Genomic DNA, 25,585 nt, shown 5'->3' with positions numbered 1-25,585 from the left:
CTTCATTAGCAAAATATGACGGAATATAAAAAAACAAAGCCCAGCGCATGGACTTTGTTCATTTAAATGTTTTTACCATATTAATTTTAATTATTCACGGTGATTTCCATGAATATTTTGATTTTGCAGATCCGCCCGATGCTGTTTATTCAGCGCGCGGTCGTCTTCTTCATGATGTGTATTTTGTGGTGGTTGTGGGGTGCCTTGCTGTTGCTGGTTTTGGGGCTGCTGATGTTGATTCTGGTCTTTATTTTGCTGATGCATGATAAATTCCTCTTCACAAAAATCATTTGGTATCTTTTTTATGCCATAAACGAGAGTATGAAAATGTAGGGCTTATGTGGGAAACTGTGAGGAGACGTAAAAATTGAAAGCTTATGATTTGCTGATCTGTTGTTCAATTGCCCAGTCAATGTGATGGTTTACAATTTCATCATGTTTTGTTCTGGCCTGTTCAAGCTGCGTTACAATTTCAGTTGTATAAGGCGCATTTCCCAGCCCGATTGCAATATTACGCTTAAAGCTCTGGTAGCCGGTTCGTCTTAAGGGGCTACCTTCAGTGTTTTTAAGAAAAGTCTCTTCATCCCACTGCCATAGCTCCAGCAGGCTGATATTATCTAAACCGTTACGTGGATTAAAATCTTCTATAGTGGCTTTTTTTGCAAAACTATTCCAGGGACAGATTAGCTGGCAGTCATCGCAACCAAAAACCCGATTACCAATACCATGGCGTAATTCCTGAGGAATAATACCTTTATACTCAATAGTTAAATAAGCAATACATTTACGTGCATCCAGCATGTACGGTTCAACAATAGCTTGAGTCGGGCAGATATCAATACAGGCCGAGCAGGAACCACAATGCGCAGTTGCCGGTTCATCAAAAGGCAGATCTAGCGAAGTAAAAAGTTCCCCAAGTACAAAGAAAGAGCCGGATTTTTTATGAATTAATAGGGTATGTTTACCTGTCCAGCCCATCCCGGCACTTTCTGCCAGCGATTTCTCAAAAATAGGCGCCGAGTCTGCAAAAGGACGTGATTCAAAGTTTCCGACCTTGTCGCGAATACGGCTGGCTAACGTTTTAAGTCGTCCACGCATGATTTTATGATAATCACGGCCACGAGCATAGCGGGCAATAATGGCCGAGTTGGGTTCATAGGGTACGTAGCGCGGTTTGGGTGTTTCTACCAGATAGTTCATGCGAACACAGATAATACTTTTAGTTCCGGGTACCAGCAGGGTGGGATCAGCACGTTTTTCTAAATTTTCCTTTAAGTAATCCATATCGGCATGATAGCCTCGATCCAGATACTCCTGAAAACGGGCCATTTCTGCCTGGGCATCGGGCTTGGCAACCACGCAGTCGGCAAAGCCCAGATCAAGTGCCTGAGACTTGATCCATTGCTTGAGTGCCTCGGCATCCAGCTGTGCCAGATCAATTTTTCGGGAAGGTAAAGATTCGGACATAAACCGGATAGGAAGGAAAAAATAATGCTGAAACAAGTGTATCATAGCCAGGCAATTCAAGCATGGGAACGACGCTGGTTTAGCCAGAAAAACTCTTCTTTTGGACTGATGCAGCAAGCAGCCTGGCAAATGACCCAGTATATTATTCAGTGCCTTCAGTATAAAAAGCTTGTTCCGCGTATTGCAGTCTGGTGCGGACAGGGCAACAATGCCGGGGATGGCTATCTGGTAGCAGCTTATCTGGCGGGCGCAGGCTATGATGTTGAAATTTTCGCGGCTGTGCCAGGAGAGTCGGCAGATTTACATTCGGCAATCCAATATGCACAGAGGCAGCATATAAAAATTCATAACAGTTTCGATGTTCCAGAATATTTTAACTGTCATATTGATGCTTTATTTGGAATTGGGCTAAATCGTATTTTGGATAAGGATTGGCAAAAGATTATCCATAGTCTTAACCAGAAAACAGGTCTGAAAATTTCAATTGATATGCCTAGTGGTTTACAGGCAAATACAGGGAAACCCTTGCCTTGTGCCGTCAAGGCGGATCATACCTGTACACTATTGGCTTTAAAAGCCGGCTTATATACCGGGCAGGGCAAAGAGTTTTCTGGTCAGGTTCAACTTTTATCTCTTATCCCTGTAGATGATGAACTGGAACCAATAGCAAGCCTGTGTCCAAAGCAGATTCAACTGCCAAAACGTCAAGCCTCAGGGCATAAAGGCAGTTATGGCCATGTGCTGGTGGTGGGCGGACATGCCGATATGGGAGGAGCTGTGATTATGGCAGCCGAAGCTGCTTTTGCTGCGGGTGCCGGAAAGGTTACTGTGGTCTGTAACAGTAAACATCATACCCCCATTCTGGCCCGTTCTCCCAATATCATGCTTAAAGATATTCATGACTTAAATAAAGACTCTATTTGTGAAATATTGAATCAAGTCGATGCAGTTTGCTTCGGTATGGGATTAGGACGTGATAACTGGGCAGGTCAGCAGTTTCAGCAATGGTTTCCTGAACTAAAACAGGCTAAACAGCTAGAAGTGGTACTTGATGCTGATGCGCTCTGGTTTTTAGCCGCAGCTAATGCCAAATTAGATACTCATTTTTATGCGACGCCCCACCCGGGTGAGGCAGCAAAATTGCTGGGTGTAAAAGTCAGTGAGGTTGAAGCGGACCGAATAGCGGCTATTCATCAGTTGATGCAGAAATATCACGGCCAATGGGTACTCAAAGGTGCAGGCAGCCTCATATTAAGCCAGCAATTGTGGATCTGCACTGAAGGTAATCCGGGTATGGGAACAGGCGGCATGGGAGATGTTTTATCCGGTATGATAGCCGCACTAAAAGCACAGTTCCATGACAATATTCATTTACATGAGATTATCAGCCTGCATGCCCAAGCGGGTGATATGCTGGCACAAAGTGGTGAACGTGGCTTACAGGCCCAGCATATGCCTCAGACAATTTATCAGGTGGTAAACCGTTAGAGCAGACTGCCTAGACCGCTATACAAGCCATATATTGCAATGGTAAACAGTAAAATACCACATATCAGTAGAATTCTCTGATATGCAAAAGAACGGCTAACTCGCTTAAATAGCAAATAGGCTAGGCTCAAGGTCATAAAATCCAGAATTATCCAGACCAGAGTTAATAGAAATAGACTCTGGTTTATTTCTGGCATTACCTGAATAAACTGTGGAAAAAATGCACTAAAGAACAGAATATCCTTAGGATTCGAAATACCTACCAGAAAACCCTTAGTAAATCCGCCGAATTTGGGGTTCAACATCTGGATTTCAGCCTGATGCTTCTGTTTGCTGTCTTGGATTAGTTGCCAGCCTAAATATAAAATATAAAGACTGCCTAGACATTTCAAAATATCCAGAAAAGAAGCATTTAGTGAAAGAAAACCTTTCAGAATAAGTGCTGAAATAAAAATCAGTACTAGTGAAGCTGCATTAGTTCCTAAAATAGTTTTAAAAGCTTTTTGATAGCCGGCCTGTAGGCCTGTACCAACCACCAATAACAGTACCGGGCCGGGGATAATAATCATCAGGACGACACTACTGATGTATAAGAGTAACTCTAAATGGTTCATGTCTTATCCAGTAGAAATCATTTTAACGGCGTCGACTACTATTACGGCTCCGGCCACGAGCCATACCACCCAGCACATTTAATACAGCAAGTTTGCTCATGCTACCAGAAGCATGTGCATGACAAATGGCGGCAGCTAAGGCATCCGCAGCATCCGCTTGTGGGCGAATTGAGAGGTTTAATAGTTTCATTACCATCATTTGTACCTGTTCCTTGTCCGCAGCACCATAACCGACAACAGACTGTTTGATCTGTCTAGCCGTATATTCTGCAACTTGTAAGTCAAGATTAACCAAAGCTGCAATAGCGGCACCTCGTGCTTGACCGAGTTTCAGAGCAGAGTCCGGATTTTGTGCCATGAATACTTGTTCGACGGCTGCTTCTGTTGGTCCATGAAATTTCACAATCCGCTCAATGCCTGCAAAGATACGTTTCAAGCGTTCAGGCATATCCTGGCTTTCTGTACGAATAGTACCGGCATCAATAAAGCGTAATTTATTTCCTTCTTTTTCAATGATTCCATAACCTGTTAAACGTGAACCGGGATCAATACCGATAATTAATGACATACTGGGACTTTAAAAATGGAATAATGCCCTTATTGTTACATAAGCGTATTAAAAAAGCTTGAAGGTGATGCATTACCTGAAGGCTACACACTTTATTTTGTTGAGATTAGATTAATTTTCATGAAATTATTTCTTACTGTTTTTGCTGTCTTGGTCTTGGAAATACTCGTCTGGATCGGAGTGGGTGACCTCGTTGGCAGTATGTGGTATGTATTTTTCTGGTTTATTGCTGCCTTTTTTATCGGTATGAATCTTATCCGGAAATACTCTGCCGGTGTAATGCCACAGATGCAACAAATGCAGATGGGGCAAATGAGTGCAGATTCGTCATTGACTAATAATCTTCCAAAAATTATGGCCGGGTTTTTACTGCTTGTTCCAGGCCTCATTACAGATGTGCTCGCAGTGCTGATTTTGATTCCAGCTGTACAGAGAGTTTTCCGTGATGCACTCATGAAAATTATGGCTAAACGTCAACAGGCCATGCTTGAAAAAATGATGGGTGGAATGATGGGTGGTAATATGCAGAATATGGGCGGTAGCGGACAGAATCCATTTGCTGACATGATGCGACAGATGCAGGATATGCAGAACCAACAGGGTGGAAAAGGAGGGCGTGACTCTACCATTATTGATGGCGAGGCACGTGAAGTAACACCTGATGCTAAGAAAATAGAATTAAAAGACGTTAAACAAAAATGATTTATCGATAAATTTATAAACCGGATCTAATGATCTGGTTTTTTAATGAAAGTATTTTAACCTTCATCCTCTATCTCACTTATTGCATCATTTTCTGGTTTTTCATCTTTATATTCAGGTTGATCGTCTGCTAATGGCGCAACGCAGTTATAGGTACGAGGGCGGAGTGCGGTCTGTGAATTTTCGGAATTTTTATACTTTTGGCTCCGGTTTGCCCGTTCACGAAAGCCACCTTTACTGATTAGCTGGACCATATCTGGGGTCTCCTTTGGCAAAATAGCAGTTTAACAAAATATCATGCCAATATTAAAACAATGTAGTTCTCATCAAGAGTAAAATTACTGAATATTTTTATCATACGTTGTTGCTGCTATCGTACTGTCGATTTAAATGATTTTGCCTAGAATTTATGCATTGTAATTGCAATTTCTTTACCATAAGATAATAGTAGTAATACCTATTGTACTCAGCAGTTGTGTAAAACTCACAATAACAAAAACGATAAAATAGGAGGATACCTATGTTGTACCAATATCATTGTGCATGTTGCAATAAAGTGGTTTCATCAACAGAAAAAGAATGCCCTGCTTGCGGCTCTCACTCCATTCGGAGCCCTTTCGGGTTCTGGATGTTTTGTATCACTGCATGTCTGGCAGTAGTCATGACGATTACAGTAGTTCAGGTGTATTTTCAGGATCATCAGGATGTGCCTGTACAAACAACCTTGCTAGATGTACTTAACCATGACCGGACACCAGCTCATACTTGGACTAAGCCTCAGTAGGATTATCATAAATTTTTAGAGGTGAGGAGATTTTGCGCTAAAGGATGGGCAATTAAACAAACTTCTTACAGCCTGCATGGGCATGACCTATAAAAAAGCCAATTGATTTCAAATCAATTGGCTTTTTGACTGGTAACTCAGTAAATTTTAAAGACCAGCAGAGGCTTTAAGTGCTTCTACTTTGTCTGTTTTTTCCCAGGTAAATGCAGTATCTGAGCCTTCACGACCAAAATGACCATAAGCAGCTGTCTGCTTGTACATTGGTTGAATCAGGTTCAGCATACGGGTAATGCCATAAGGACGAAGGTCAAAGTGCTCACGTACGAGCTGAATGATTAGCTCTTCTGAAACCTTGGCAGTATTAAATGTATTGATTGAAATAGAGGTTGGCTCTGCAACACCAATAGCATAAGACACCTGAATTTCGCACTTTTCAGCAAGACCTGCAGCCACAATATTTTTAGCTACATAACGTCCTGCATAAGCAGCAGAGCGGTCAACCTTTGAAGGATCTTTACCGGAGAAAGCACCACCGCCATGACGGGCCATACCGCCATAAGTATCAACAATAATTTTGCGGCCCGTTAAACCACAGTCACCTACAGGACCACCAATCACGAACATACCGGTCGGATTAATATGGAATTTGGTTGCTACATGGAACATTTCTGCAGGAATCACCGGTTTGATAATTTCTTCAAGTACTGCTTCTTTTAGCTGTGCCTGAGTAATTTCCGGATCATGCTGGGTGGAAAGAACTACCGCGTCTAAACGCACCGGACGGCCATTTTCATAGGCAAAGGTGACCTGGCTTTTTGCATCTGGACGTAACCATGGCAGAGCACCAGAACGACGTAATTCTGCCTGTCGTTCCATCAGACGGTGAGCATAAGAAATAGGTGCTGGCATCAGCACGTCAGTTTCACGACTGGCATAACCAAACATTAAACCTTGGTCACCTGCTCCCTGATCTTCAGGTTTCTGGCGATCAACCCCCTGAGCAATTTCAGGAGACTGCTTGCCAATCATATTAATAACAGCACAGGTTGAACCATCAAAACCTAAATCAGAATGATGATAACCAATTCCATTGACGGTCTGGCGAACGATCGCTTCAACGTCAACGTTGGCAGTTGTTGTGATTTCGCCGGCAAGTACAACTGCACCCGTTTTTACTAACGTTTCACAAGCAACCCGCGCATATGGGTCTTCTTTTAAGATTGCATCCAAAATGGCATCACTGATCTGGTCAGCCATTTTATCCGGATGGCCTTCGCTTACAGATTCCGAAGTAAAAACAGCGTACTCGCGCATGAAAGTCCTATCGCAGTTATTTCAAAAGACGGAATATGTTACATCGACTTAGACGTTTGGACTAGCTGTAAATGATGAAAATCTCTTGTTTCAAGCTGAAATAGCTGCAACTTCCACCAGCTGTTCCAAGAAAACAGCAAATATTCATCATTATATAATTTAGTGATGAATATTGCATTTTTCTTCATAAGCAAGAATGTTTGTACTTTATATCCTGTTTATATCTGACTTTTAGTGCCTTATACGTATGATAAAAGGGCATTTGCAGAATACTTAACAAGAAATGCCGTCTTCACCCTTTACCCTCAACCGTTTTTTTAAGACAATATGCACTATCGCATAATTCTCTATTCATTTTCTTTTTCTGACGAATTTATTGGAATCTGACCTATGACAACCCCCCTTAATGAACGCCGTATTGCAAATGCAATTCGTGTACTCGCCATGGATGCAGTGCAAAAAGCAAATTCTGGACATCCAGGCGCGCCAATGGGGATGGCAGATATCGCTGAAGTGGTTTGGCGTGATTTCTTGAGCCACAACCCGACCAACCCGCAGTGGGCCAACCGTGACCGCTTTGTCCTTTCAAACGGTCATGGCTCAATGCTGCAATATGCTCTTCTGCATTTGACAGGTTATGACCTTTCAATCGAAGATCTAAAAAACTTCCGTCAGTTGCATTCAAAAACTCCGGGCCATCCAGAGTTAGGCTATACACCAGGTGTTGAAACAACTACTGGACCTCTAGGTCAAGGTATTGCAAATGCAGTAGGCTTCGCACTTGCTGAAAAAACGCTGGCTGCACAGTTCAATAAAGATGATATTAAGGTAGTTGACCATTATACCTACTGTTTCCTGGGTGATGGCTGTCTGATGGAAGGCATCTCGCATGAGGTCTGTTCACTGGCTGGAACTTTAGGTCTGGGTAAACTGATTGCCTATTACGATGACAACGGCATTTCAATTGATGGTGAAGTTGAAGGCTGGTTCAGTGATGATACACAAAAACGCTTTGAAGCATATGGCTGGCAGGTTTTACGTGTAGACGGTCATGATACCGAAGCTATTCGTCAGGCAACGATTGAAGCTAAAGCTGAAACTCAGAAACCAACTTTAGTTATCTGTAAAACGATTATCGGCTTGGGTTCGCCGAATAAACAGGGTAAAGAAGACTGTCATGGCGCTCCGTTGGGACTGGATGAAATTACACTCTCCCGTACGACTATGGCATGGACCGATACAGACTTTATTATTGCTGAAGATGTCTATAAAGCTTGGGATGCTAAAGCAAAAGGTCAACAGGCTGAAGCTGAATGGAATGAGGTTTTTGCCCAGTATCAGGCAAAATATCCAACCGAAGCTGCTGAATTGTTACGCCGTTTAAATGGTGACTTGCCTGAAGAATTTGTTGCCAAAGCAGATGCCTTTATTGCGGAAGTTAACAGCAAAGAGGAAACCATCGCTTCACGTAAAGCGAGCCAGAACACACTTCAGGCATTTGGTCCGTTGTTACCAGAACTGTTAGGTGGCTCTGCTGACCTTGCCGGGTCAAATCTGACCTTATGGAAAGGCTGTGAAGGCATACAGACTAATCCGGCCGGTAATTATGTGTACTATGGTGTACGTGAATTCGGTATGACTGCAATTGCCAATGGTGTAGCACTGCATGGCGGATTTATTCCTTACGTGGCGACTTTCCTCATGTTCATGGAATATGCGCGTAACGCCGTACGTATGTCTGCACTCATGAAGCAACGTGTCATTCATGTTTATACGCATGACTCAATCGGTCTGGGGGAAGATGGCCCGACGCATCAGCCAATCGAACAGATTGCTTCGTTACGTTCTACGCCAAACCTGAATACCTGGCGTCCAGCAGACACTGTTGAAGCTGCAGTTTCCTGGAAAACTGCTCTACTACGTAAAGATGGTCCATCTGCCTTGATTTTCTCCCGTCAAAATCTGCCATTCCAGCAACGTACTGAAGAACAGATTCAGAATGTAGCCAAAGGTGGTTATGTTCTGGCAAAAGAAAAAGGCGAGCTAAAAGCAATTATTATTGCTACAGGCTCGGAGGTATCCCTGGCAATGGAAGCATATGCACAGCTTGAAGGTGTACGTGTAGTGTCTATGCCATGTGCCGAAGAATTCATGAAACAGAAAGCGGTATACCGTGAATCTGTCTTGCCTGCCCATATTCGTGCCCGTGTTGCAGTAGAAGCAGCACATGTGGATTACTGGTGGAAGTTTGTCGGTCTGGACGGTAAAGTAATTGGTATGACCACCTATGGTGAGTCCGCGCCTGCTAAAGACCTGTTTAAGTACTTTGGTATTACTACTGAAGCTGTTGTAGCTGCGGTAAATGAACTGACTGCCTGATTCTTTGGGTAAGATAAAAAAGCGCTCTAAATCAGGGCGCTTTTTTATTCTGGCTTTAAAAGTATGCCTGAGTAAATCCAGTATAACTTACGCATTACTACTTTATTTGGACTGTTTTCTATTTTAAAAATAAATTAAGTAGTTCAGATTATTTTAAAATATGACAGAGCAGCCATCTCAAGAAAAAAAGATTCCGCGACGAACAGCCCGGGTAAAATCAGATAGCTTTGATTATTCGCTCGACTTTAAAAAGATTAACTTTCGTCAGCATCCTGAGCTTTATGAAATTGGCCGTGGAGAGCAGGGCGTTTTACTGGTTGAACCCTATAAATCCGAGATTTTGCCTTACTGGCGCTTTGCTGATATTGAAAAGGCTGAGCAGAGCAGTCAAAAAATTTATCAACTATTCCTGGACTATTTAAAGCAGCAAGATTTTGTTGGCGCAGATATGGCCCGAAAATTTTTACAGATGGGTTATACCCGTGCCCGGCGCTATGCAAATCATAAAGGGGGGAAAAAATATCAGGGGCCTGTGCCTAGTGACAAAAAAGGTCTTAGTGGCGCTCATGGCCGGCAGGCATTACCACGCGATATTGAGGATCCAATTAAAGCTGCGGCAGCACGTATTTTTAAAGAGAAATGGGATATGGCAAAACAGCATGAATTATATTTGAAGCTGAGACAAAAATTTATAGAAGACTATAAAAATTAATAGAAAAGACTGGTTCGAGATGAGTTAAAGAAAAAATCTGGTGAACTACACTCAACCATCTTATTAGAATTGTAAAAACAAAAAATATACGAATTTTACTAACTCTTTGTTACTGTAAAGATTAAATTAAGTGAGCAGAAGAGTTATTTAAATTCTTCTTCATAATGATGATTTTTATACGTTCTATATATGAGACGGTACGTTTTAAGCATAAGACTGTAATTTATTTTTCAATCTCTACAATAATGTTTATTCTTCTAGTGAGTTATAAAAAATGAAATCTTTAAAAGTTTTTGGTTTAGGTCTGGCAGTTGCAGTTACAACTACTTTAAGCATGGCTAAACCGGTGGATTATAAAATTGATCCAACACATACTGCGACAGTGTTTTCTTGGGACCATTTTGGTTTTTCTACACCGTATGCCAATTTTTCTGATATTCAGGGTACAATTAAGGTAGATAACGCAAAACCTGCCAACTCATCTGTAGATGTGACTATTCCTGTTTCCAGCCTGAATACGAATGTAAAGGCTTTAGATGAACACTTGGCTAAAGCTGAATGGTTTGATGCTGCAAAATATCCAACTATTACCTTTAAAAGTACTAAAGTCGAACCTAAAAAAGACAAGAAGCATTTTAAAATTACCGGTAACCTGACGGTAAAAGGAATTACTAAACCAGTTGTACTAGATGCTGTGTTAAATAAGCAAGGCGAGCATCCAATGACAAAAGCTCAATCGATTGGTTTTAATGCTACGACTTCATTTAAGCGTTCTGATTTCGGAATTGCAAGCTATGTCCCGAATGTTGGTGATAAAATTACTGTACAAATTACGACTGAAGCTTCTGTAGCTCAGGCAACACCTAAAAAATAATAGATGTTTTCTATGCTGAAAAAGCGCCCAGTCGGGCGCTTTTTTATATTTTAAATTATAAATAATCTTAAAATATAGATTGCCGGAAGAACTTATTTATTCACTGTTTGTTCAAGACCATTCAGGAATTTTTGAATAACAAGTGCACACTGCTGTTCAAGCTCATTTGCATATTGCTCATGGTCAGCACGCAATTGGTTAACAGAGAGTTTCGCCTGCTTTAGCTCGCAGGTATGTCCCACCAGCCAAGGCTCAAAAGAATCTCCGGCAACTTCCAGATGGAACTGTAGCGCCAGAATATTTTTGCCGAGCGAAAAAGCCTGATTTTTATATAAAGTAGAACTGGCAAGTAAAGTAGCACCAGCCGGTAAATCAAATATATCGCCGTGCCAGTGCAGAACAGGCGTATTTGCTAAAGGTGCTAATGGATTATCCTCTGTCTTATTTAAGAGCAGTGTACTCCAGCCGATTTCTTTTTGCGGGCCTGCATAGACTTTAGCGTTCAAGGCATAGGCAATCAATTGTGCTCCTAAACATATACCGATAGTAGGCAGGTCGGATGCAAGCCGCTGCTTTAAAAGATCAATCTCGATCTGTAAAAACGGATATTCTTCAGTTTCATATACACCAATTGGGCCACCAAGAATAATGGTTAGACCTGCATGTAAGAATGCCGGTTCAAGCGCATCTACGCCAGCTTCAAAGTAACGTACACGATACCCCAGTTGATAAAAAAGATCTTCCAGTGATCCTAGATCTTCAAAGGCAACATGTTGAACAACGTAAATAGTTTTAGGAAATACAGATTGCTTTGACATTGTTTAAATTCGTATTCTCGGTTGGCAATATTCTAAGGCGAATTAGTGCTCAAGCAGAGCACTATTTTTAATGAATAATTGAAGAGGTCAAAAAAGATATTTTACAGACTGATTTTTTATTTCAGTATTTAAAGTATGTTCATCTTTTAGATGGACACCTGAAAGTTGAAGCCGGGCTGAGTTTTGCATAAGTGCTATTAAGCGTTGAGCAGCTACATGCAGGGAGAGCCCTGCAGGGCGGATATTGGAAATACAGTTTCGGACAGAATCCTGACAGCCAGTTTTAGCTTGCCAGGTATAATAAACGCCCATACTGTCGGGGGAACTTAAACCTGGACGTTCACCAATAAGCATGATCAACATTCTGGCCTGAAGCGTTTGTGCAATTTCGTCCCCTAGAGCAACGCGACTGCCTGTAGCCAGAATGACCGGTGCAAGTGACCAGCCTTGCTGTTGCACTTCCTGCCGCATTAACTGTATAAAAGGTATGGCATTTTCTTCAATTGCCAAAGCGGACAAACCATCGCCTGCGACAATAACTACATCGAATGTTTGAGCTGACTTCGTTACATATTCTTTGACTAATGTCCGCGATTCATCAGACAGTACCCGGCCAAGATCAGGATGTTTTAAGTAAAGCTCTTTATTGCTGGCTTGGCTTTGCACATGTATGTGTTCTAACTGTAACTGCTCAAGCTGTTGCTGAAGTTTGGGAATATTAAGCTGACACAACACGGCATCTTTAGCTTGTGCATGTGCCAGCTGGAATTTTAGAAGCTCATTTGTAGGGATGCTACAACCTGCGCGTCCCAAGGCAATGCGGGCATCTGTAAAACGTTTGAGCTGTGCCCAGTCATTTTCATGCAAGGCAGCAGAATAGTGGGTGTCTGGATAAAGTTTCATCATTTCTCCTTATGATTGTAGAAGTCTGGAGAACTGTTCGGGCATTTGCTTTGCCCATTCAATCTGTTGATGCTGCTGACGGAGAATTCCTTGCTGCTCCAGCCAGTGAGCGAACTCTGGTGCTGGCTGTAATCCTAAAAGCTGGCGAGCGTATAAAGCGTCATGAAAAGATGTAGTCTGGTAGTTCAGCATAACATCATCGGAACCCGGTATTCCCATGATAAAATTGATTCCTGCTGTGGCCAGTAAGGTCAGCAGGGTGTCCATATCATCCTGATCAGCATCAGCATGATTGGTATAACAAATATCACAACCCATAGGTAAACCCATGAGCTTGCCACAGAAATGGTCTTCCAGACCGGCACGGATAATCTGTTTGCCATTGTACAGATATTCTGGACCAATAAAGCCAACTACAGTATTTACTAAAAAAGGATTGAACTTGCGTGCAACCGCATAGGCCCGTGTTTCAATGGTCTGCTGGTCAACCCCGTGATGAGCATTACTGGACAAGGCACTTCCTTGACCAGTTTCAAAATACATGACATTTTGCCCTATTGTCCCACGCTTAAGGCTTAAGGCGGCTTCATAGCCTTCCTGTAACATGGCCAGTGAGATTCCGAAGCCTCGATTTGCAAGTTCAGTACCGGCAATCGACTGAAACATCAGATCAACCGGAACATTCTGGTTGGCCAGATGAATGCCTGAACTGACATGGGTTAATATACAGGACTGGGTTGGAATCTGATAATCCTGAATGATATGGTCCAATAGTTTTAAAAGTTCAGAAAGATTCTGTAAATTGTCAGTCGCAGGATTAATTCCAATGACTGCATCACCATTGCCGTACATGAGTCCATCCAAGATACTAGCTGAAATACCGAGCAGGTCATCTGTAGGATGGTTTGGTTGTAAACGGGTAGAAAGACGGCCCTTTAAGCCTACGGTATTACGAAAGCGGGTAATAATTTCACATTTGCTGGCTACTAGTATTAAATCCTGATTCCTCATGATTTTACTAACCGCTGCCACCATTTCTGGTATTAAACCCGGGCTTAGTGCCTGCAGTTTTTCAGTAGTTGCCTCTGCACTGAGCAGCCAGTTTCGAAAGTCACCTACGGTAAAATGTGCAATCGGGTAAAAAGACTGTGCATCATGTTCATCAATAATTAGCCGAGTTACTTCATCAGTTTCATAATCGACCAGTACTTCATTTAAAAATTTTTTTAATGGAACTTCAGCAAGAGCCATTTGTGCAGCGACTCGCTCGGTTGCATTTTGCGCAGCGATTCCAGCCAGTTCGTCTCCCGAACGTAGCGGTGAAGCTTTAGCCATCAGAGTCTTTAGGTCTGGAAAAATATAGTTCTGTTGAGCGATTGTGGTCTGATAACGCATAAGAATCTATCCCTTTTTAAAGTTCCTGTTCTGCCTTTCTGATATTTTCAAATTCTTCTTCAGGTGTTCCCTGTACCAGCCGATGGCGGCTATAAACCAGAAAATAGACAATAAAAGCTATATAAATTCCTGCTGCCATAAACCAGACTTTTGGATCAACCAGAAAACCTGCAATGACTGCAATTAACGCCAGTATCAAAGCAATACCTGATGTCAATATTCCACCTGGAGTCTTATAAGGCCGATCCATATCTGGACGAGACAGGCGCAGTTTGATGTGTGACAGCATCATCAGGACATAAGAAATAGTCGCACCAAAAACAGCCATAAGAATCAGCAAATCACCTTCACCAGTAAGGGACAGGGCAAAGCCAATAACTCCAGGAATAATAATTGCCAGATAGGGAGCTTTATTTTTATTGGTTAAAGAGAGAGATGTCGGCATATAACCGGCACGGGATAACGCAAAAATCTGACGAGAATAGGCATAAATGATAGAGAAAAAACTCGCAATCAGACCTGCCAGTCCAACAAAGTTGACAAAACCTGCAAGCCAGGTATGTTCACCATATACGGCAACCAGGGCATCTACCAAGGGAGCTCCAGAGTCTTTTAACTGGTTTGCTCCAGCTGCGCCAGCACCTAAAAACAAAATAAGCAGGGCAAATGCTGCCAGTATCAGCATTGAACCAATCAGACCACGGGGCAAGGAGCGAGTTGGGTCCTTGGCTTCTTCAGCAGCTAACGGTACACCTTCGACTGCCAGAAAGAACCAGATGGCATAAGGTACGGCAGCCCATATTCCTAAATAACCCATCGGTAAGAAAGCACTGGCACCGGCTTTGTCAGATACTGCAATATTAAACAGGTTTGCACTGTTAAAGTGCGGGATCATGGCTATAATAAAGACCAGCAATGCCACAGCAGCAATCGCGGTAATAACAAAAATAATTTTTAATGCCTCACCAGCACCTTTAAGGTGTATGCCCATAAAGGCTAGATAACACACCAGATAAATGATCCAGCCACCCACACCAAACAATGATTCACAATATGCACCAATGAAACAGGCGATGGCTGCAGGTGCAATGGAGTATTCAATCAGAATAGCAGTACCGGTCAGATATCCGCCAAAAGGTCCGAATGCGGTACGGGCAAAACTGTAGCCTCCTCCGGCGGTAGGCAACATGGTGGCCATTTCTGACATAGAGAGACACATGCACAGATACATGACTGCCACTACTGCTGTCGCAATAAACATACCGCCCCAGCCACCTTGTGCGAGGCCAAAATTCCATCCGGCGAAATCTCCTGAAATCACATAGGCAACACCTAAGCCGACCAGCAGCAGCCAGCCGACCGCACCTTGTTTAAGTTGCCGTTTGGCAAAATATTCTTTTTGGGTGCGCAGGGTAGAAGAAGCAGTTGCATCAACAATCTTTGGATTGTTCATAATGTACTCCATTTTTTTATTATGTTTGATCTGGTCATAAATGCAATTTTAGTACCAAGATCTAAAGCAGGCTTCCAAGCCTGATATACCATTCTATTTGAGTAGCAGTTTTATTATTTTGCTAAATTTATAAAGTAGTAAAAGTTAAATATCGGAAAAGATTTACGGCTACCTGAAGTAGCCGTAAATAAATCAATTCGGAATTCCTAGAAGAAGCCAGCTGGTTTGGTTGAGTAGTTTACCAGCAGGTTCTTGGTTTGCTGGTAATGATCAAGCATCATTTTATGATTTTCACGGCCAATTCCTGATTTCTTGTATCCGCCGAAGGCAGCATGAGCAGGGTAGATATGATAGCAGTTAGTCCAGACACGACCTGCTTCAATCGCACGGCCTGCGCGGTAGGAAGTATGGGCTGAACGTGACCAGACACCTGCACCTAGACCATAGATTGTGTCGTTGGCAATTTTAATGGCTTCATCAAAATCTTTAAAAGTAGTTACCGACAGCACAGGACCAAAAATTTCTTCCTGGAAAATTTTCATGCTGTTATCACCCTTGAAGATCGTTGGTTCAATATAGAAGCCTTGACCTACCTCATTACGCTGTCCACCACCTACCAGTACCTGAGCACCTTCTTCGCGTCCGGTAGCAATACATCCTAAAATTTTATCCTGCTGCTCTTGAGAGGCCTGTGCACCAATCATGGTGTCAGTATCTAGCGGGTGGCCCGTCTTGATGCGTTTAACACGTTCTACGGCCATTTCCAGGAACTGGTCAGCAATTGATTCCTGAATCAGGGCACGTGACGGACAAGTACAGATTTCGCCCTGATTCAGCGCGAACATGGTGAAACCTTCTAAAGCTTTTTCCAGATAGTCATCCTGCTGATCCATAACGTCAGCAAAGAACAGGTTTGGTGACTTACCGCCAAGCTCCAGCGTAACCGGAATAATATTTTCGGTTGCATATTGCATAATCATCTGGCCCACTTGGGTTGAGCCAGTGAAAGCAATTTTTGCAATACGCGGATTGGTTGCAAGCGGGCGTCCTACTTCAACACCATAACCATTTACAATGTTTAGAATACCTGCCGGCAACAGGTCCTGAATCAGTTCAGCCAGAACCAGAATACTGACTGGTGTCTGTTCAGCCGGTTTTAGTACGATACAGTTACCGGCAGCCAGCGCAGGTGCAATCTTCCATGCTGCCATCAGGATGGGGAAGTTCCATGGAATAATCTGGCCGACTACACCAAGCGGCTCATGAAAATGATAGGCAATAGTATCTTCATCAATTTCAGAGATCCCGCCTTCCTGAGCACGGATACAGCTGGCGAAATAACGGAAATGATCAATTGCCAGTGGAATGTCGGCTGCTAGGGTTTCACGGATAGGCTTGCCGTTATCCCAGGTTTCTGCTACAGCAAGTTGTTCAAGGTTGGCTTCTAAGCGATCTGCAATTTTGAGAAGCAGGTTTGAGCGTGTTGTTGGTGACGAGCGATTCCATTGCTCTTTGGCCTTATGCGCGGCATCGAGTGCAAGTTCAATATCTTCAACAGAAGAGCGGGCAACTTTAGTAAAGACTTTGCCATCGACTGGCGAGATATTTTCGAAGTATTCTCCTTTTAGCGGAGCTACCCATTCTCCCCCAATGAAGTTGTCATATTGAGCTTTGAACTGAACTTTTGAACCAGGTTGATTAGGATCGGCATAACGCATGTTTATCTTCCTTTGCTTATAATTTAATTTGTGTAGCTGCGAATTTTTATACCGCTTTGGTATAAGGCTACTTTCGCATACTATTTATTTAGCATATAAAAAATAAGGTTGGAGAAAGGTTGGAAAAAGTGACAATTTGCAAGGAATGTACAAATGTTTACAAAACAAGACCTGCAGCAACAACGTAGTACCGTTGAAAAGCTTAGGCACAGTAGCAGTCTATCGCCTGGAAATGCCCAGAAGCTCAGTCAGAGTATACTTAGTTCCTGGCAGCGTTCGGCTACAGCCGAGATACCTAAAGGCCGGGTAGCTGCACCCTTGCAAGATTTAAAATATATTCCAGGTTCTGCTAATCCCTTAAAGCTTGCGCTGGAACATTGTGCTGAAGATTTACGTCATGTGGCTGAACAGTCTGCCATGGTAATTGCAGTAGGGGACATCGGAAGTACAATTATCTGGTCAGCATCGAGTGGACAAATGCGTAATGCAGCAGAAAAAGTGCATTTCGTTGAAGGCGGGCAATGGCGTGAAGAACTGGTAGGAACCAACGCGCTGGCTTTAAGTTTAAAAACCCAGCAGTCTTCCTGTGTGTTCTCTAACGAGCACTATATGGAGTCTATTCATGACTGGGTCTGTTATGCAGCACCTGTGATTGATCCGTATTCTAGACAGGTTCTGGGAGTGATTGATTTATCAACAACCTGGGATCATCATAACAGTCTGGGGCTGCTGGCCGCAGAACGCTGCGCATCGATTATTCAAACTGCTTTGATTGAACATCAGAAACAGCGCTTGTATATTCGTGCCTTTGCTGTACCAAAAGTTATTTTTAATGGTAAAGGGCTGGTTCTTACACCACGGCAAATCGAGATTTTAGCCATTTTGGCTTTATGTCCTCAAGGCTTAAATCTGGATAATTTGCATCAGGCACTCTATGGTGAGCGCAAGATCAGCATGGGAACCTTAAAAGCAGAAATGTCACAATTACGTGATGTACTGGGGGGAATGCTGGGTTCGCGTCCTTATCGCTTGCTGGCACAGGTTGAAGCAGATTTCTTGCAGGCTGAACAGGCACTCGACGCTGGTTATGTTGAAACAGCGATTCAGGCCTGTCGTGGAATTTTCCTGGCAAAGACCGAAAGCCCATTTTTATGTGCTTGGCGTGACTGTCTCGAATCACGTTTAAGTGAAGCAATTTTCCAGTCGAATCAGAGCGATGTACTGCTTAAGCATATTGCCCACGTCCCGGAAGCAATTGACGCCATTGAACGGCTGGCCGATCTCTTGCCTGCCGGCCATCCTGCCCATCAGTTAGTATTGAAATACCGGGAAATACAGCAATAAACTGTTAAAGTTCCTGTTCGTCTAACCAGTCAAACAATTGTCTGTAGACCTGCATACGTACAGGTTTTTGTGATAGCACCAGATCATGTAAGCCATTTTTTATAGTTTGAATGGTTACCTTGCCCTGAATCTTTTGTGCATATTTTTTGATATCTCTGACATTCAGAATTACATCACTATTGAGTGCAGTCTTGTTCCAGCGTCTCGGATTCTTAGTCTGGTGAGAATGCATAACCAGTACAGGCACCCTGATTGTTATGCCCTGATGAATTTCTTTTTGTGCTTCAAAAATAGCGCGGATAAAACTTAATTCAACCTTTGGATAAGCCTGAGGTTTCCAGTTCAGATCAAAATCCCATTCACCATACCACTTTTGATGCAGACTCGGGATATACCAACGGTTTAAGCCACTTGGAAAGCGTAATTTAGGCAAATATTTAGCCACGTGACTCAGCGCCGGCAAACCAAATTTTTTCTCAATAGCTGACAGGTTAAAATCATAAAATGGACTGTTTAGCCACAGAGCCTTGATTAGAGGATGCTCTGGGTAATGAGCTGCATACAAAGTGCTGATCAGCCCGCCAGTTGAGTGACCTGCCAGCAGGACCATATCATGCTGTTCCTGCTGAATCTGTAGCAGTGCCTGAGTGATCTCAGCATCATATTCCTCTAGCTCTTTAACACGGTAGAGTTCCTGATGAGGCAAACATGATCGGCCATAGTTATGCAGATCAAGAGCGTAAAAATCAAAGCCATGCTGATTAAATTGCTCTGCCATTTCAGTTTGGAAAAAATAGTCCAGAAAGCCATGAATATAAAGCACAGCCTTGCGGGTAGCTTGAGCAGCCTTTTTATGGACTAAAGTCGCAATTACCGGGCCGGAGGTATGAGGCTGTACATGTAGGCGCAGCTGCTGGTAGCCTTCACCTAGTACGTCCGGTTGGTAATTTATTGCTGTTTTTGGAGAAGTCATAAGAAAGATTATAAAGTGTTGTTATTTTCCTTATGCTTGATGAAATGAGCAATTTTGTCAATTCCTGAAACGACCTCAAAAATGTATAAGCTAAAAAAAGGAATATCAAAGTACTGATATTCCTTAAACGTACAGCAAGTCACTTATTGGAGGATTGACTTACATCGCCGCTTTAAACATTTCTACCACCTGTGCATGTGTTGCCTTACGTGGGTTGGTGAGCATACAGGCATCTTTTTGCGCATTCTCGGCCATAATAGCCAGATCAGCTTCTTTTACGTTCAGCTCATTTAAACCTGATGGAATACCAATTGAGGTAGAAAGTTCTCGAATTGCATCAATTGCAGCATAAGCTGCTTCAGTCACTGTTAAGCCTTCAGTATTTACACCCATCAGTTCTGCAATTTTCCGGTAACGGTCCGGGCAGGAAATCAGGTTAAATTCGCACACATGTGGTAATAAAATGGCATTACATACGCCGTGCGGCAGGTTATAGAAACCACCTAACTGGTGTGCCATAGCATGTACATAGCCTAAAGATGCATTATTAAACGCCATACCAGCCAGATATTGCGCATAGCTCATGGCATCACGGGCTTCAATATTGTCACCATTGGCGACTGCCGGACGCAACCATTCGCTAATCATACTGATCGCTTTTTCAGCACAGGCATCTGTAATCGGATTTGCTGCAGTCGAGACGTAAGCTTCTACGGCATGAGTGAGGGCATCCATACCTGTGGCAGCAGTCAAGCCGGCAGGTTTAGCCATCATTAATTTAGGGTCATCAATCGCAATCAGGGGAGTACAGCGCCAGTCAACTATTGCCATTTTAACGTGGGTATCTGTATTGGTAATGATACAGAAACGGGTCATCTCAGATGCTGTGCCTGCCGTAGTATTAATTGCAATCAGTGGCGTCATTGGTACGGTACTTTTATCAATACCTTCATAATCACGGATATGACCGCCACCGGCAGTGACGAGACCAATACCTTTGGCACAGTCATGTGAAGAACCGCCGCCTAGAGATACAATAAAGTCACAGCCATTTTCATTGTATGCTTCGACGCCTTTATGCACATTAATGTCAGTCGGATTAGGTTCAGCACCTGGAAAAATGTGGCTTTCTACTCCAGCTTCGGTTAGGTAGCCGGCAATCGTATGCGCTACACCAAATTTGAATAAGCCTTCATCTGTCACGATTAAAGCTTTTTTTGCACCCAGATTTTGTGCTTTGCTACCAATTTCCTTTGCACAGCCTGGACCAAATAAAGATACACAAGGAATATAAAAACCGTTAGTTTGATCTGCAATATTTTTAAAAGCCATGAAGAGATTCCTTCTTCTATCATTGTTGTTTACAGGTGACCCTCACCTTAAGCATAGTATTAAAAAAATTAAGTGTTTTTTGCACCTACCAAATACCTACCATTTTTTGTCATAGGTAAAAATTTAAAAATCAACTACTTGAATTTGTTGCATGACAGGCAGATTTAATTTTTAGTGAAAAGCCGGTAAGCTATGCACGCTCTTATGAAATGATCCGGGTTATGAAACAAGAAACTGCACTTAAACTGATGAAAGCGGGTGAAAATGTCTTTTTGACAGGTTCGGCAGGTGCAGGAAAAACCTATACGCTTAACCAGTACATTAACTACCTGAAAGCACGAAAAGTTCCGGTAGCAATTACTGCCTCAACCGGTATTGCCGCGACACATATGAATGGCATGACCATTCATACCTGGGCAGGCATCGGTATTAAAGATTTTTTAAGTGATGATGATCTAAAGCGCATGAAAGAGCGCAAATACCTCAAGGAGCATCTTGAAAATGCGCAGGTGCTGATTATTGACGAGATCTCCATGTTGCATGCGAAGCAGCTCAATCTCGTTAATCAGGTATTGAAATACTTCAAAGAATCTGACACCGCATTTGGTGGTATTCAGGTGATTGCAGCAGGCGATTTTTTTCAGCTCCCCCCGGTTGGCAAAAATGATGAGCGTAATCGTGATAAATTCTGCTTTATGTCTGATGCCTGGGTAGAAGCCAAGTTCCGCGTCTGTTATCTGACCGAGCAGCATCGTCAGGACGACGAAGTCCTGAATCAGGTATTAAATGCAATACGTGCCCAGCGAATTCATCCGCAGCATATTCAGGCTTTAAAAAAGTCCCGACAGCATGATATTGGAGAAACCTTTACCCGTCTCTATACCCACAATATGGATGTAGACAGCTTAAACTACCAGCATCTGAACGCCATCGAAGGTGACGAACACCAGTTTGAAGCTGTATGTGACGGTAATGAAAAGCTGGTAGAGACTTTAAAATCATCAGTGCGCGCTCCCGAAAATCTCACTTTAAAAAAGCATGCCAAAGTGATGTTTGTAAAAAATAATTTTGATCTGGGCTATATTAATGGCAGCTTGGGTGAAGTGATCGGTTTTGAAGAAGATGATGAACATGGCCTGTTACCGAAAGTCAAGCTGACCGATGATACAACACTGCTTGTTGCCCCAGAAACCTGGTCAATTGAAAATGAAGCCGGAAAGGTTATTGCAAGTTTTCAGCAAATTCCTTTACGTCTGGCTTGGGCTATCACGATCCATAAAAGCCAAGGAATGACTTTAGAAGCCGCAGAAATTAATCTGAGCCATACTTTTGAAAAGGGTCAAGGTTATGTGGCATTGTCCCGGCTAAAATCACTGGAAGGCTTGAAACTGGTAGGATTTAATGACCAAGCCTTGGAACTGGACAGTTTGGCTATTAAAGCAGATCGCCGTTTTCAGGAACTTTCTCAAGAAGCCGAGACCCATTTTGCCGATACAGATTTAACACCGCAGCATAAGGCTTTTATCCGGCATTGTGGCGGTACACTTAATGAAACCGAAATCCAGCGCAATGAGAAAAAAATTGCCAAAGCAGGAAATAAGCCGAATTATGGTTCTGCTACGCTTGATGAAACCAAGGCTTTATTTGAAGATGGTTATGATATTCAGGATATTGCACAGGAACGCGGTTTAACAGTAGCGACGGTGATCAATCATCTGGCACGCTTGCATAAAGAACAGGGACTCGATATTTCAGTTGCCCATCCGGGAGAGGAAGTGGTCGAGCAGGTACGCAAACTTTATAAACGTTTGCAAAAGAGCAAGCGCAGTGAAAACTTTAATGATGATGGTTCGATTAAATTACGTCCTATTGTTGAAGCGACCAGTCCACGTATGGGTTATGACCAGGTCCGTCTGGCCCTGCTTTTTATAGAATGAACCTAAAAAATTCAAAAGTTATTATATATAGAACCAGCAGGAAGCGTTATGCCACATGTTGTTGTTGAATATTCCGCAAATATAGAACAGTTAGACCGTCCCAAACTGCTTAAACGGATTAACCAGGTATTAATTGAAAGTGAACTGTTCCAACCGAATGATATTAAGGCACGTCTCTATTGCAATGAGGATTTCCTGATTGGTGAAGGAGACAGTTCACAAGCATATATATATGTTGAATTTTCCCTGTTCAAAGGCCGTACAAATGAACAGAAACAGCGAGTCCGAGAGGCTTTAATGCATGTGCTTACACAGCAGGACTATTATAAGACAGATAATGACCTGCAGATCCAGCTGTGTGTACAGCTATTAGAAATGGATAAAGAAAATTATCTTAAACAGATAGTAAACTGTTAAAAATATATGAATTAAATTGGCAATATGAAGATATTTAGCCGGCATTTCTATTTAGAGACTAATCAGCTGAAAATCAGCATATTGTAGTAGCATTTCACTATTGAGAGTGTGGATATAATCCATAAAGACCACATTAAAACTACCCACACTGGCAATTTTCTCATATGCCAGTTTGCCGGCAATAGCAAAATGCAAGTGGGCTGCCAGAGCTGCAATAGTGGGTGTAGTAACTGCACTATAAGCTGCAATCAGTGCGCCCAGCGCACAACCTGTGGCTGTAACCTTAGGTTGTAGATAGCTACCACCATTGACCTGTATCACCAGTCCAAGCTCGCGTGACAGAATAAAATCTGCTTCACCAGAAATGGCAATACACTCACTATGCACAAGCAGACATTGTGCCTGTCTGTAAACGGTATGACTGCTTATGGTACTGTCTACGCCTTTAGCCTGAACCTGCTTACCAGCGAGCGCGCTGATCTCAGAGGCATTACCCCGGATGACTGAGGGCTTAAATGCCAAAAGCTGATCAACCATACTACTGCGCCATTTCAAAACTGGTCCATAACCTACAGGGTCCAGTACCCAAGGTGTATTTTTATGATCAACGGTTTGTGCTGAAATCAGCATGGCCTGCATCTGTTCAGTCGTCGGTGTGCCCAAATTAATACTCAAGGCTGATGTAACATTTGCAAAACTTTCTGCTTCAAAAGGATTATCAATCATGGCTGGTGAAGCGCCCGCTGCCAGCAAAATATTCGCAGCATAATTGGTAGCGACACTATTAGTAATGCATTGTACCAAGGGTTGCTGTTCCTGTAATCGCGTCCATGCCTGTATAACCTGCTGGAGGAGTGTATTTTTTTGTTCAGTAAAGCTCATTTTTTACCTTGATATAATCTTTAAATATGATGCGCTGATACCTAGCGGATAAAATAGTGGTCCTGATGTTTGCACTGACGACAGAACAGACTGACATATTCTGCTGCATCATAATCTACATCAAGTTCATGAGAACCACAGTACATACAGCGTTTAGTTGAGTAAAATTCGAGACGTGGTGCAATTTTTTTCCAGGCCTTCCAGACCGGCTGAATAAAGATCTGCTCATCATAACCCAAGAATTTAAACAGCAGGATATAGCTCATCTTGCTAAAGGGGATATTGGATGGACGTGGCAAAGTACAGGTTTCCCATTTTTCCTGTAAGCCACGTTCCCGATACTGTTGTAGGGTTTTTTTCAGCAAGTTGGTGTTAATAAAATTTTCATTGCGGGGTTGTAAGACTTTATGCTTATGCAGGTATTCCAAGGCATTCTGGATCATATAATAAATCTGGCCCACTGCCAGAGAGTCCATTAAACGGTAGCAAAAGGTTGCAAAACCTTTATTACCCGAAATTTGTATGCCCCATGTACGGCAGTAGTGCTGCATAAAACAGACAATTTCCTGATAAAGTACCAGATATAAGGCTTCTTTCACTTCATCACTACTTTTAAATGGAATTCCCAAACTCAGATTATTTAAAAACCAGTACCGGAGTTGCTGGGTAATACTGAATAAACTTGGCTCGGAATAACCATCAAGGCGTACATTAATATAATAGCTTTGTGCCTCATCACTAAATTCGCTGCATATCAGTACCTGATCTTTGACCAGCTGTTTAAGCAGACTGCTCTGAAAGAAGTAGTTAGGAGTAATAGGTTGGTATTTGATCAGATCCCAATGAATGTATTCATCATGAGGTACATTTTCTTGAATGCGGTCATCTAGCAAGCTCAATAAAAACAGTTTTTGCAAAAAATTAAGCTGGTCTAAGCCAATTTCAGTAGTCTGTTTATTTTTATATTTACGTTGTTCCTGTAGTCGTGTTTCTTTTAGTATTTTTTTGCGTGACTTACCACAGCTTTCACAGTGACAGGTATGTTGCTGCTGTTTAAAAAGCCGGTGTTCACAGAAGCTGCACTCATGAAACTCTACAGGCTGTTCATGCTGCTCTGCTTCTACCCACCACATGGAGGCGCGGCATAATGGGCAAGGTGTACTTTCATCAAGCTGTTTATGCAGAACTGAATATAGGGTACTCATGCCGTGTTTTTTCCAAAAATCGATCGCCTGATGCTCGCACGGATTATATCAAGCCTGTCTGAAAAAGGTGCCTAAACTTGTAGAGATATTCTTTCAGGTCTTTTAATTCAAAGGTTGAAAGATATTTCTATAAATACGATATCAGTTATATATTCATTTACTCAAATACTGGACATTCAGGAATTGAAAAGCTTGAATCATGCCTTACATAAGTTGAATAGAGTATCTATACGTTTAAAGTTCAGCGTATGATAAAAGTATTGATAAAAATGATCTGATCCGATATACGGTCAAAAAAGGAATAGC

24 protein-coding genes are annotated in these 25,585 nt (G+C 42.5%); 9 read left to right on the top strand and 15 right to left on the bottom strand.

Annotated elements, in window-relative coordinates; translation table 11 throughout:
- Positions 1-90: 90 nt before the first annotated feature.
- Together AC0VYT_RS07980 and queG are read right to left on the bottom strand one after the other, a co-directional pair.
- Positions 91-264, bottom strand: coding sequence for a hypothetical protein (locus AC0VYT_RS07980; RefSeq protein WP_005019882.1), 174 nt, complete (start codon positions 262-264; stop codon positions 91-93).
- A 111-nt stretch (positions 265-375) separates the two neighbouring features.
- Positions 376-1,467 (bottom strand): tRNA epoxyqueuosine(34) reductase QueG, encoded by a 1,092-nt coding sequence (gene queG, locus AC0VYT_RS07975; protein WP_005019889.1) that lies wholly within the window; start codon positions 1,465-1,467, stop codon positions 376-378.
- A gap of 24 nt (positions 1,468-1,491) precedes the next feature.
- Here queG and AC0VYT_RS07970 point away from each other — a divergent pair, with 24 nt between their 5' ends.
- Positions 1,492-2,955: a bifunctional ADP-dependent NAD(P)H-hydrate dehydratase/NAD(P)H-hydrate epimerase gene (locus tag AC0VYT_RS07970; RefSeq protein WP_005019891.1), complete on the top strand. Its 1,464-nt coding sequence runs from the start codon at positions 1,492-1,494 to the stop codon at positions 2,953-2,955.
- Here the strand turns inward: AC0VYT_RS07970 and AC0VYT_RS07965 are convergent.
- Complete coding sequence (locus tag AC0VYT_RS07965; RefSeq protein WP_005019892.1) at positions 2,952-3,569, bottom strand: LysE family translocator; 618 nt, start codon at positions 3,567-3,569, stop codon at positions 2,952-2,954. The two genes, AC0VYT_RS07970 and AC0VYT_RS07965, sit on opposite strands and share 4 nt — an antisense overlap.
- 22 nt (positions 3,570-3,591) lie before the next feature.
- Positions 3,592-4,137, bottom strand: coding sequence for a crossover junction endodeoxyribonuclease RuvC (gene ruvC / locus AC0VYT_RS07960; protein ID WP_005019893.1), 546 nt, complete (start codon positions 4,135-4,137; stop codon positions 3,592-3,594).
- A gap of 120 nt (positions 4,138-4,257) precedes the next feature.
- Here ruvC and AC0VYT_RS07955 point away from each other — a divergent pair, with 120 nt between their 5' ends.
- On the top strand, positions 4,258-4,839 hold the full coding sequence (locus tag AC0VYT_RS07955) for an FxsA family protein (RefSeq protein WP_005019894.1): 582 nt from the start codon (positions 4,258-4,260) through the stop codon (positions 4,837-4,839).
- Between the two features lie 56 nt (positions 4,840-4,895).
- On the opposite strand, the gene AC0VYT_RS07950 is transcribed toward AC0VYT_RS07955, so the two are convergent.
- Positions 4,896-5,093, bottom strand: coding sequence for a hypothetical protein (locus AC0VYT_RS07950; protein WP_005019896.1), 198 nt, complete (start codon positions 5,091-5,093; stop codon positions 4,896-4,898).
- Between the two features lie 266 nt (positions 5,094-5,359).
- On the opposite strand from AC0VYT_RS07950, the gene AC0VYT_RS07945 reads away from it, so the two are divergent.
- Positions 5,360-5,623 (top strand): hypothetical protein, encoded by a 264-nt coding sequence (locus tag AC0VYT_RS07945; protein ID WP_005019902.1) that lies wholly within the window; start codon positions 5,360-5,362, stop codon positions 5,621-5,623.
- Positions 5,624-5,770: 147 nt separating this feature from the next.
- Here the strand turns inward: AC0VYT_RS07945 and metK are convergent, their stop codons facing one another.
- Positions 5,771-6,937 (bottom strand): methionine adenosyltransferase, encoded by a 1,167-nt coding sequence (metK, locus tag AC0VYT_RS07940; RefSeq protein ID WP_005019905.1) that lies wholly within the window; start codon positions 6,935-6,937, stop codon positions 5,771-5,773.
- 390 nt (positions 6,938-7,327) lie between these two features.
- Between metK and tkt the strand changes: the two genes are divergently transcribed.
- The 3 genes from tkt to AC0VYT_RS07925 all read left to right on the top strand — a co-directional run bounded on the left by tkt (position 7,328) and on the right by AC0VYT_RS07925 (position 10,902).
- A complete protein-coding gene (tkt, locus tag AC0VYT_RS07935; RefSeq protein WP_005019907.1) occupies positions 7,328-9,316 on the top strand; it encodes a transketolase in 1,989 nt (662 codons plus the stop codon).
- A gap of 160 nt (positions 9,317-9,476) precedes the next feature.
- On the top strand, positions 9,477-10,028 hold the full coding sequence (locus tag AC0VYT_RS07930) for a DUF4385 domain-containing protein (protein ID WP_005019908.1): 552 nt from the start codon (positions 9,477-9,479) through the stop codon (positions 10,026-10,028).
- 274 nt (positions 10,029-10,302) lie between these two features.
- The gene (locus AC0VYT_RS07925) at positions 10,303-10,902 is read left to right on the top strand and encodes a YceI family protein (protein WP_005019909.1); all 600 of its coding nucleotides are present in this window, start codon (positions 10,303-10,305) and stop codon (positions 10,900-10,902) included.
- A 92-nt stretch (positions 10,903-10,994) separates the two neighbouring features.
- Here AC0VYT_RS07925 and AC0VYT_RS07920 read toward each other — a convergent pair whose 3' ends face one another.
- The 5 genes from AC0VYT_RS07920 to exaC form a co-directional block, all read right to left on the bottom strand.
- Entirely contained in the window at positions 10,995-11,720 is a 726-nt protein-coding gene (locus AC0VYT_RS07920; protein ID WP_005019911.1) for a glutamine amidotransferase, read from the bottom strand.
- Between the two features lie 87 nt (positions 11,721-11,807).
- On the bottom strand, positions 11,808-12,623 hold the full coding sequence (eutC, locus tag AC0VYT_RS07915; protein WP_005019913.1) for an ethanolamine ammonia-lyase subunit EutC: 816 nt from the start codon (positions 12,621-12,623) through the stop codon (positions 11,808-11,810).
- A 9-nt stretch (positions 12,624-12,632) separates the two neighbouring features.
- Positions 12,633-14,018: an ethanolamine ammonia-lyase subunit EutB gene (locus AC0VYT_RS07910; protein WP_005019914.1), complete on the bottom strand. Its 1,386-nt coding sequence runs from the start codon at positions 14,016-14,018 to the stop codon at positions 12,633-12,635.
- A 16-nt stretch (positions 14,019-14,034) separates the two neighbouring features.
- The gene (eat, locus tag AC0VYT_RS07905) at positions 14,035-15,471 is read right to left on the bottom strand and encodes an ethanolamine permease (RefSeq protein WP_005019916.1); all 1,437 of its coding nucleotides are present in this window, start codon (positions 15,469-15,471) and stop codon (positions 14,035-14,037) included.
- A gap of 206 nt (positions 15,472-15,677) precedes the next feature.
- Positions 15,678-17,189, bottom strand: a complete 1,512-nt coding sequence (gene exaC / locus AC0VYT_RS07900; RefSeq protein ID WP_005019918.1) for an acetaldehyde dehydrogenase ExaC — start codon at positions 17,187-17,189, stop codon at positions 15,678-15,680.
- A gap of 153 nt (positions 17,190-17,342) precedes the next feature.
- Here exaC and AC0VYT_RS07895 point away from each other — a divergent pair, with 153 nt between their 5' ends.
- Positions 17,343-18,533, top strand: coding sequence for a sigma-54-dependent transcriptional regulator family protein (locus AC0VYT_RS07895; RefSeq protein ID WP_005019919.1), 1,191 nt, complete (start codon positions 17,343-17,345; stop codon positions 18,531-18,533).
- Between the two features lie 4 nt (positions 18,534-18,537).
- Here AC0VYT_RS07895 and AC0VYT_RS07890 read toward each other — a convergent pair whose 3' ends face one another.
- Both AC0VYT_RS07890 and mdh read right to left on the bottom strand, forming a co-directional pair.
- The gene (locus AC0VYT_RS07890) at positions 18,538-19,506 is read right to left on the bottom strand and encodes an alpha/beta hydrolase (protein ID WP_005019924.1); all 969 of its coding nucleotides are present in this window, start codon (positions 19,504-19,506) and stop codon (positions 18,538-18,540) included.
- Between the two features lie 159 nt (positions 19,507-19,665).
- Entirely contained in the window at positions 19,666-20,838 is a 1,173-nt protein-coding gene (gene mdh, locus AC0VYT_RS07885; RefSeq protein ID WP_005019926.1) for an iron-dependent methanol dehydrogenase, read from the bottom strand.
- 221 nt (positions 20,839-21,059) lie between these two features.
- Here mdh and AC0VYT_RS07880 point away from each other — a divergent pair, with 221 nt between their 5' ends.
- Together AC0VYT_RS07880 and AC0VYT_RS07875 are read left to right on the top strand one after the other, a co-directional pair.
- Positions 21,060-22,775 carry an AAA family ATPase gene (locus AC0VYT_RS07880; RefSeq protein ID WP_005404489.1) on the top strand — a complete coding sequence of 572 codons (1,716 nt, stop codon included), beginning with the start codon at positions 21,060-21,062 and terminating at the stop codon, positions 22,773-22,775.
- A 48-nt stretch (positions 22,776-22,823) separates the two neighbouring features.
- Positions 22,824-23,192 (top strand): 5-carboxymethyl-2-hydroxymuconate Delta-isomerase, encoded by a 369-nt coding sequence (locus AC0VYT_RS07875; RefSeq protein ID WP_005019928.1) that lies wholly within the window; start codon positions 22,824-22,826, stop codon positions 23,190-23,192.
- A gap of 51 nt (positions 23,193-23,243) precedes the next feature.
- Here AC0VYT_RS07875 and thiM read toward each other — a convergent pair whose 3' ends face one another.
- A complete protein-coding gene (gene thiM / locus AC0VYT_RS07870) occupies positions 23,244-24,074 on the bottom strand; it encodes a hydroxyethylthiazole kinase (RefSeq protein WP_005019931.1) in 831 nt (276 codons plus the stop codon).
- A 41-nt stretch (positions 24,075-24,115) separates the two neighbouring features.
- Complete coding sequence (locus AC0VYT_RS07865) at positions 24,116-25,279, bottom strand: hypothetical protein (protein WP_005019932.1); 1,164 nt, start codon at positions 25,277-25,279, stop codon at positions 24,116-24,118.
- Positions 25,280-25,585 lie beyond the last annotated feature (306 nt).

The sequence above is a fragment of the Acinetobacter sp. QJM3NY_42 genome (assembly GCF_056173745.1).
The sequence above is the reverse complement of the archived record's forward strand: the minus strand, read 5'-3'. Positions and strand labels throughout refer to the sequence as shown.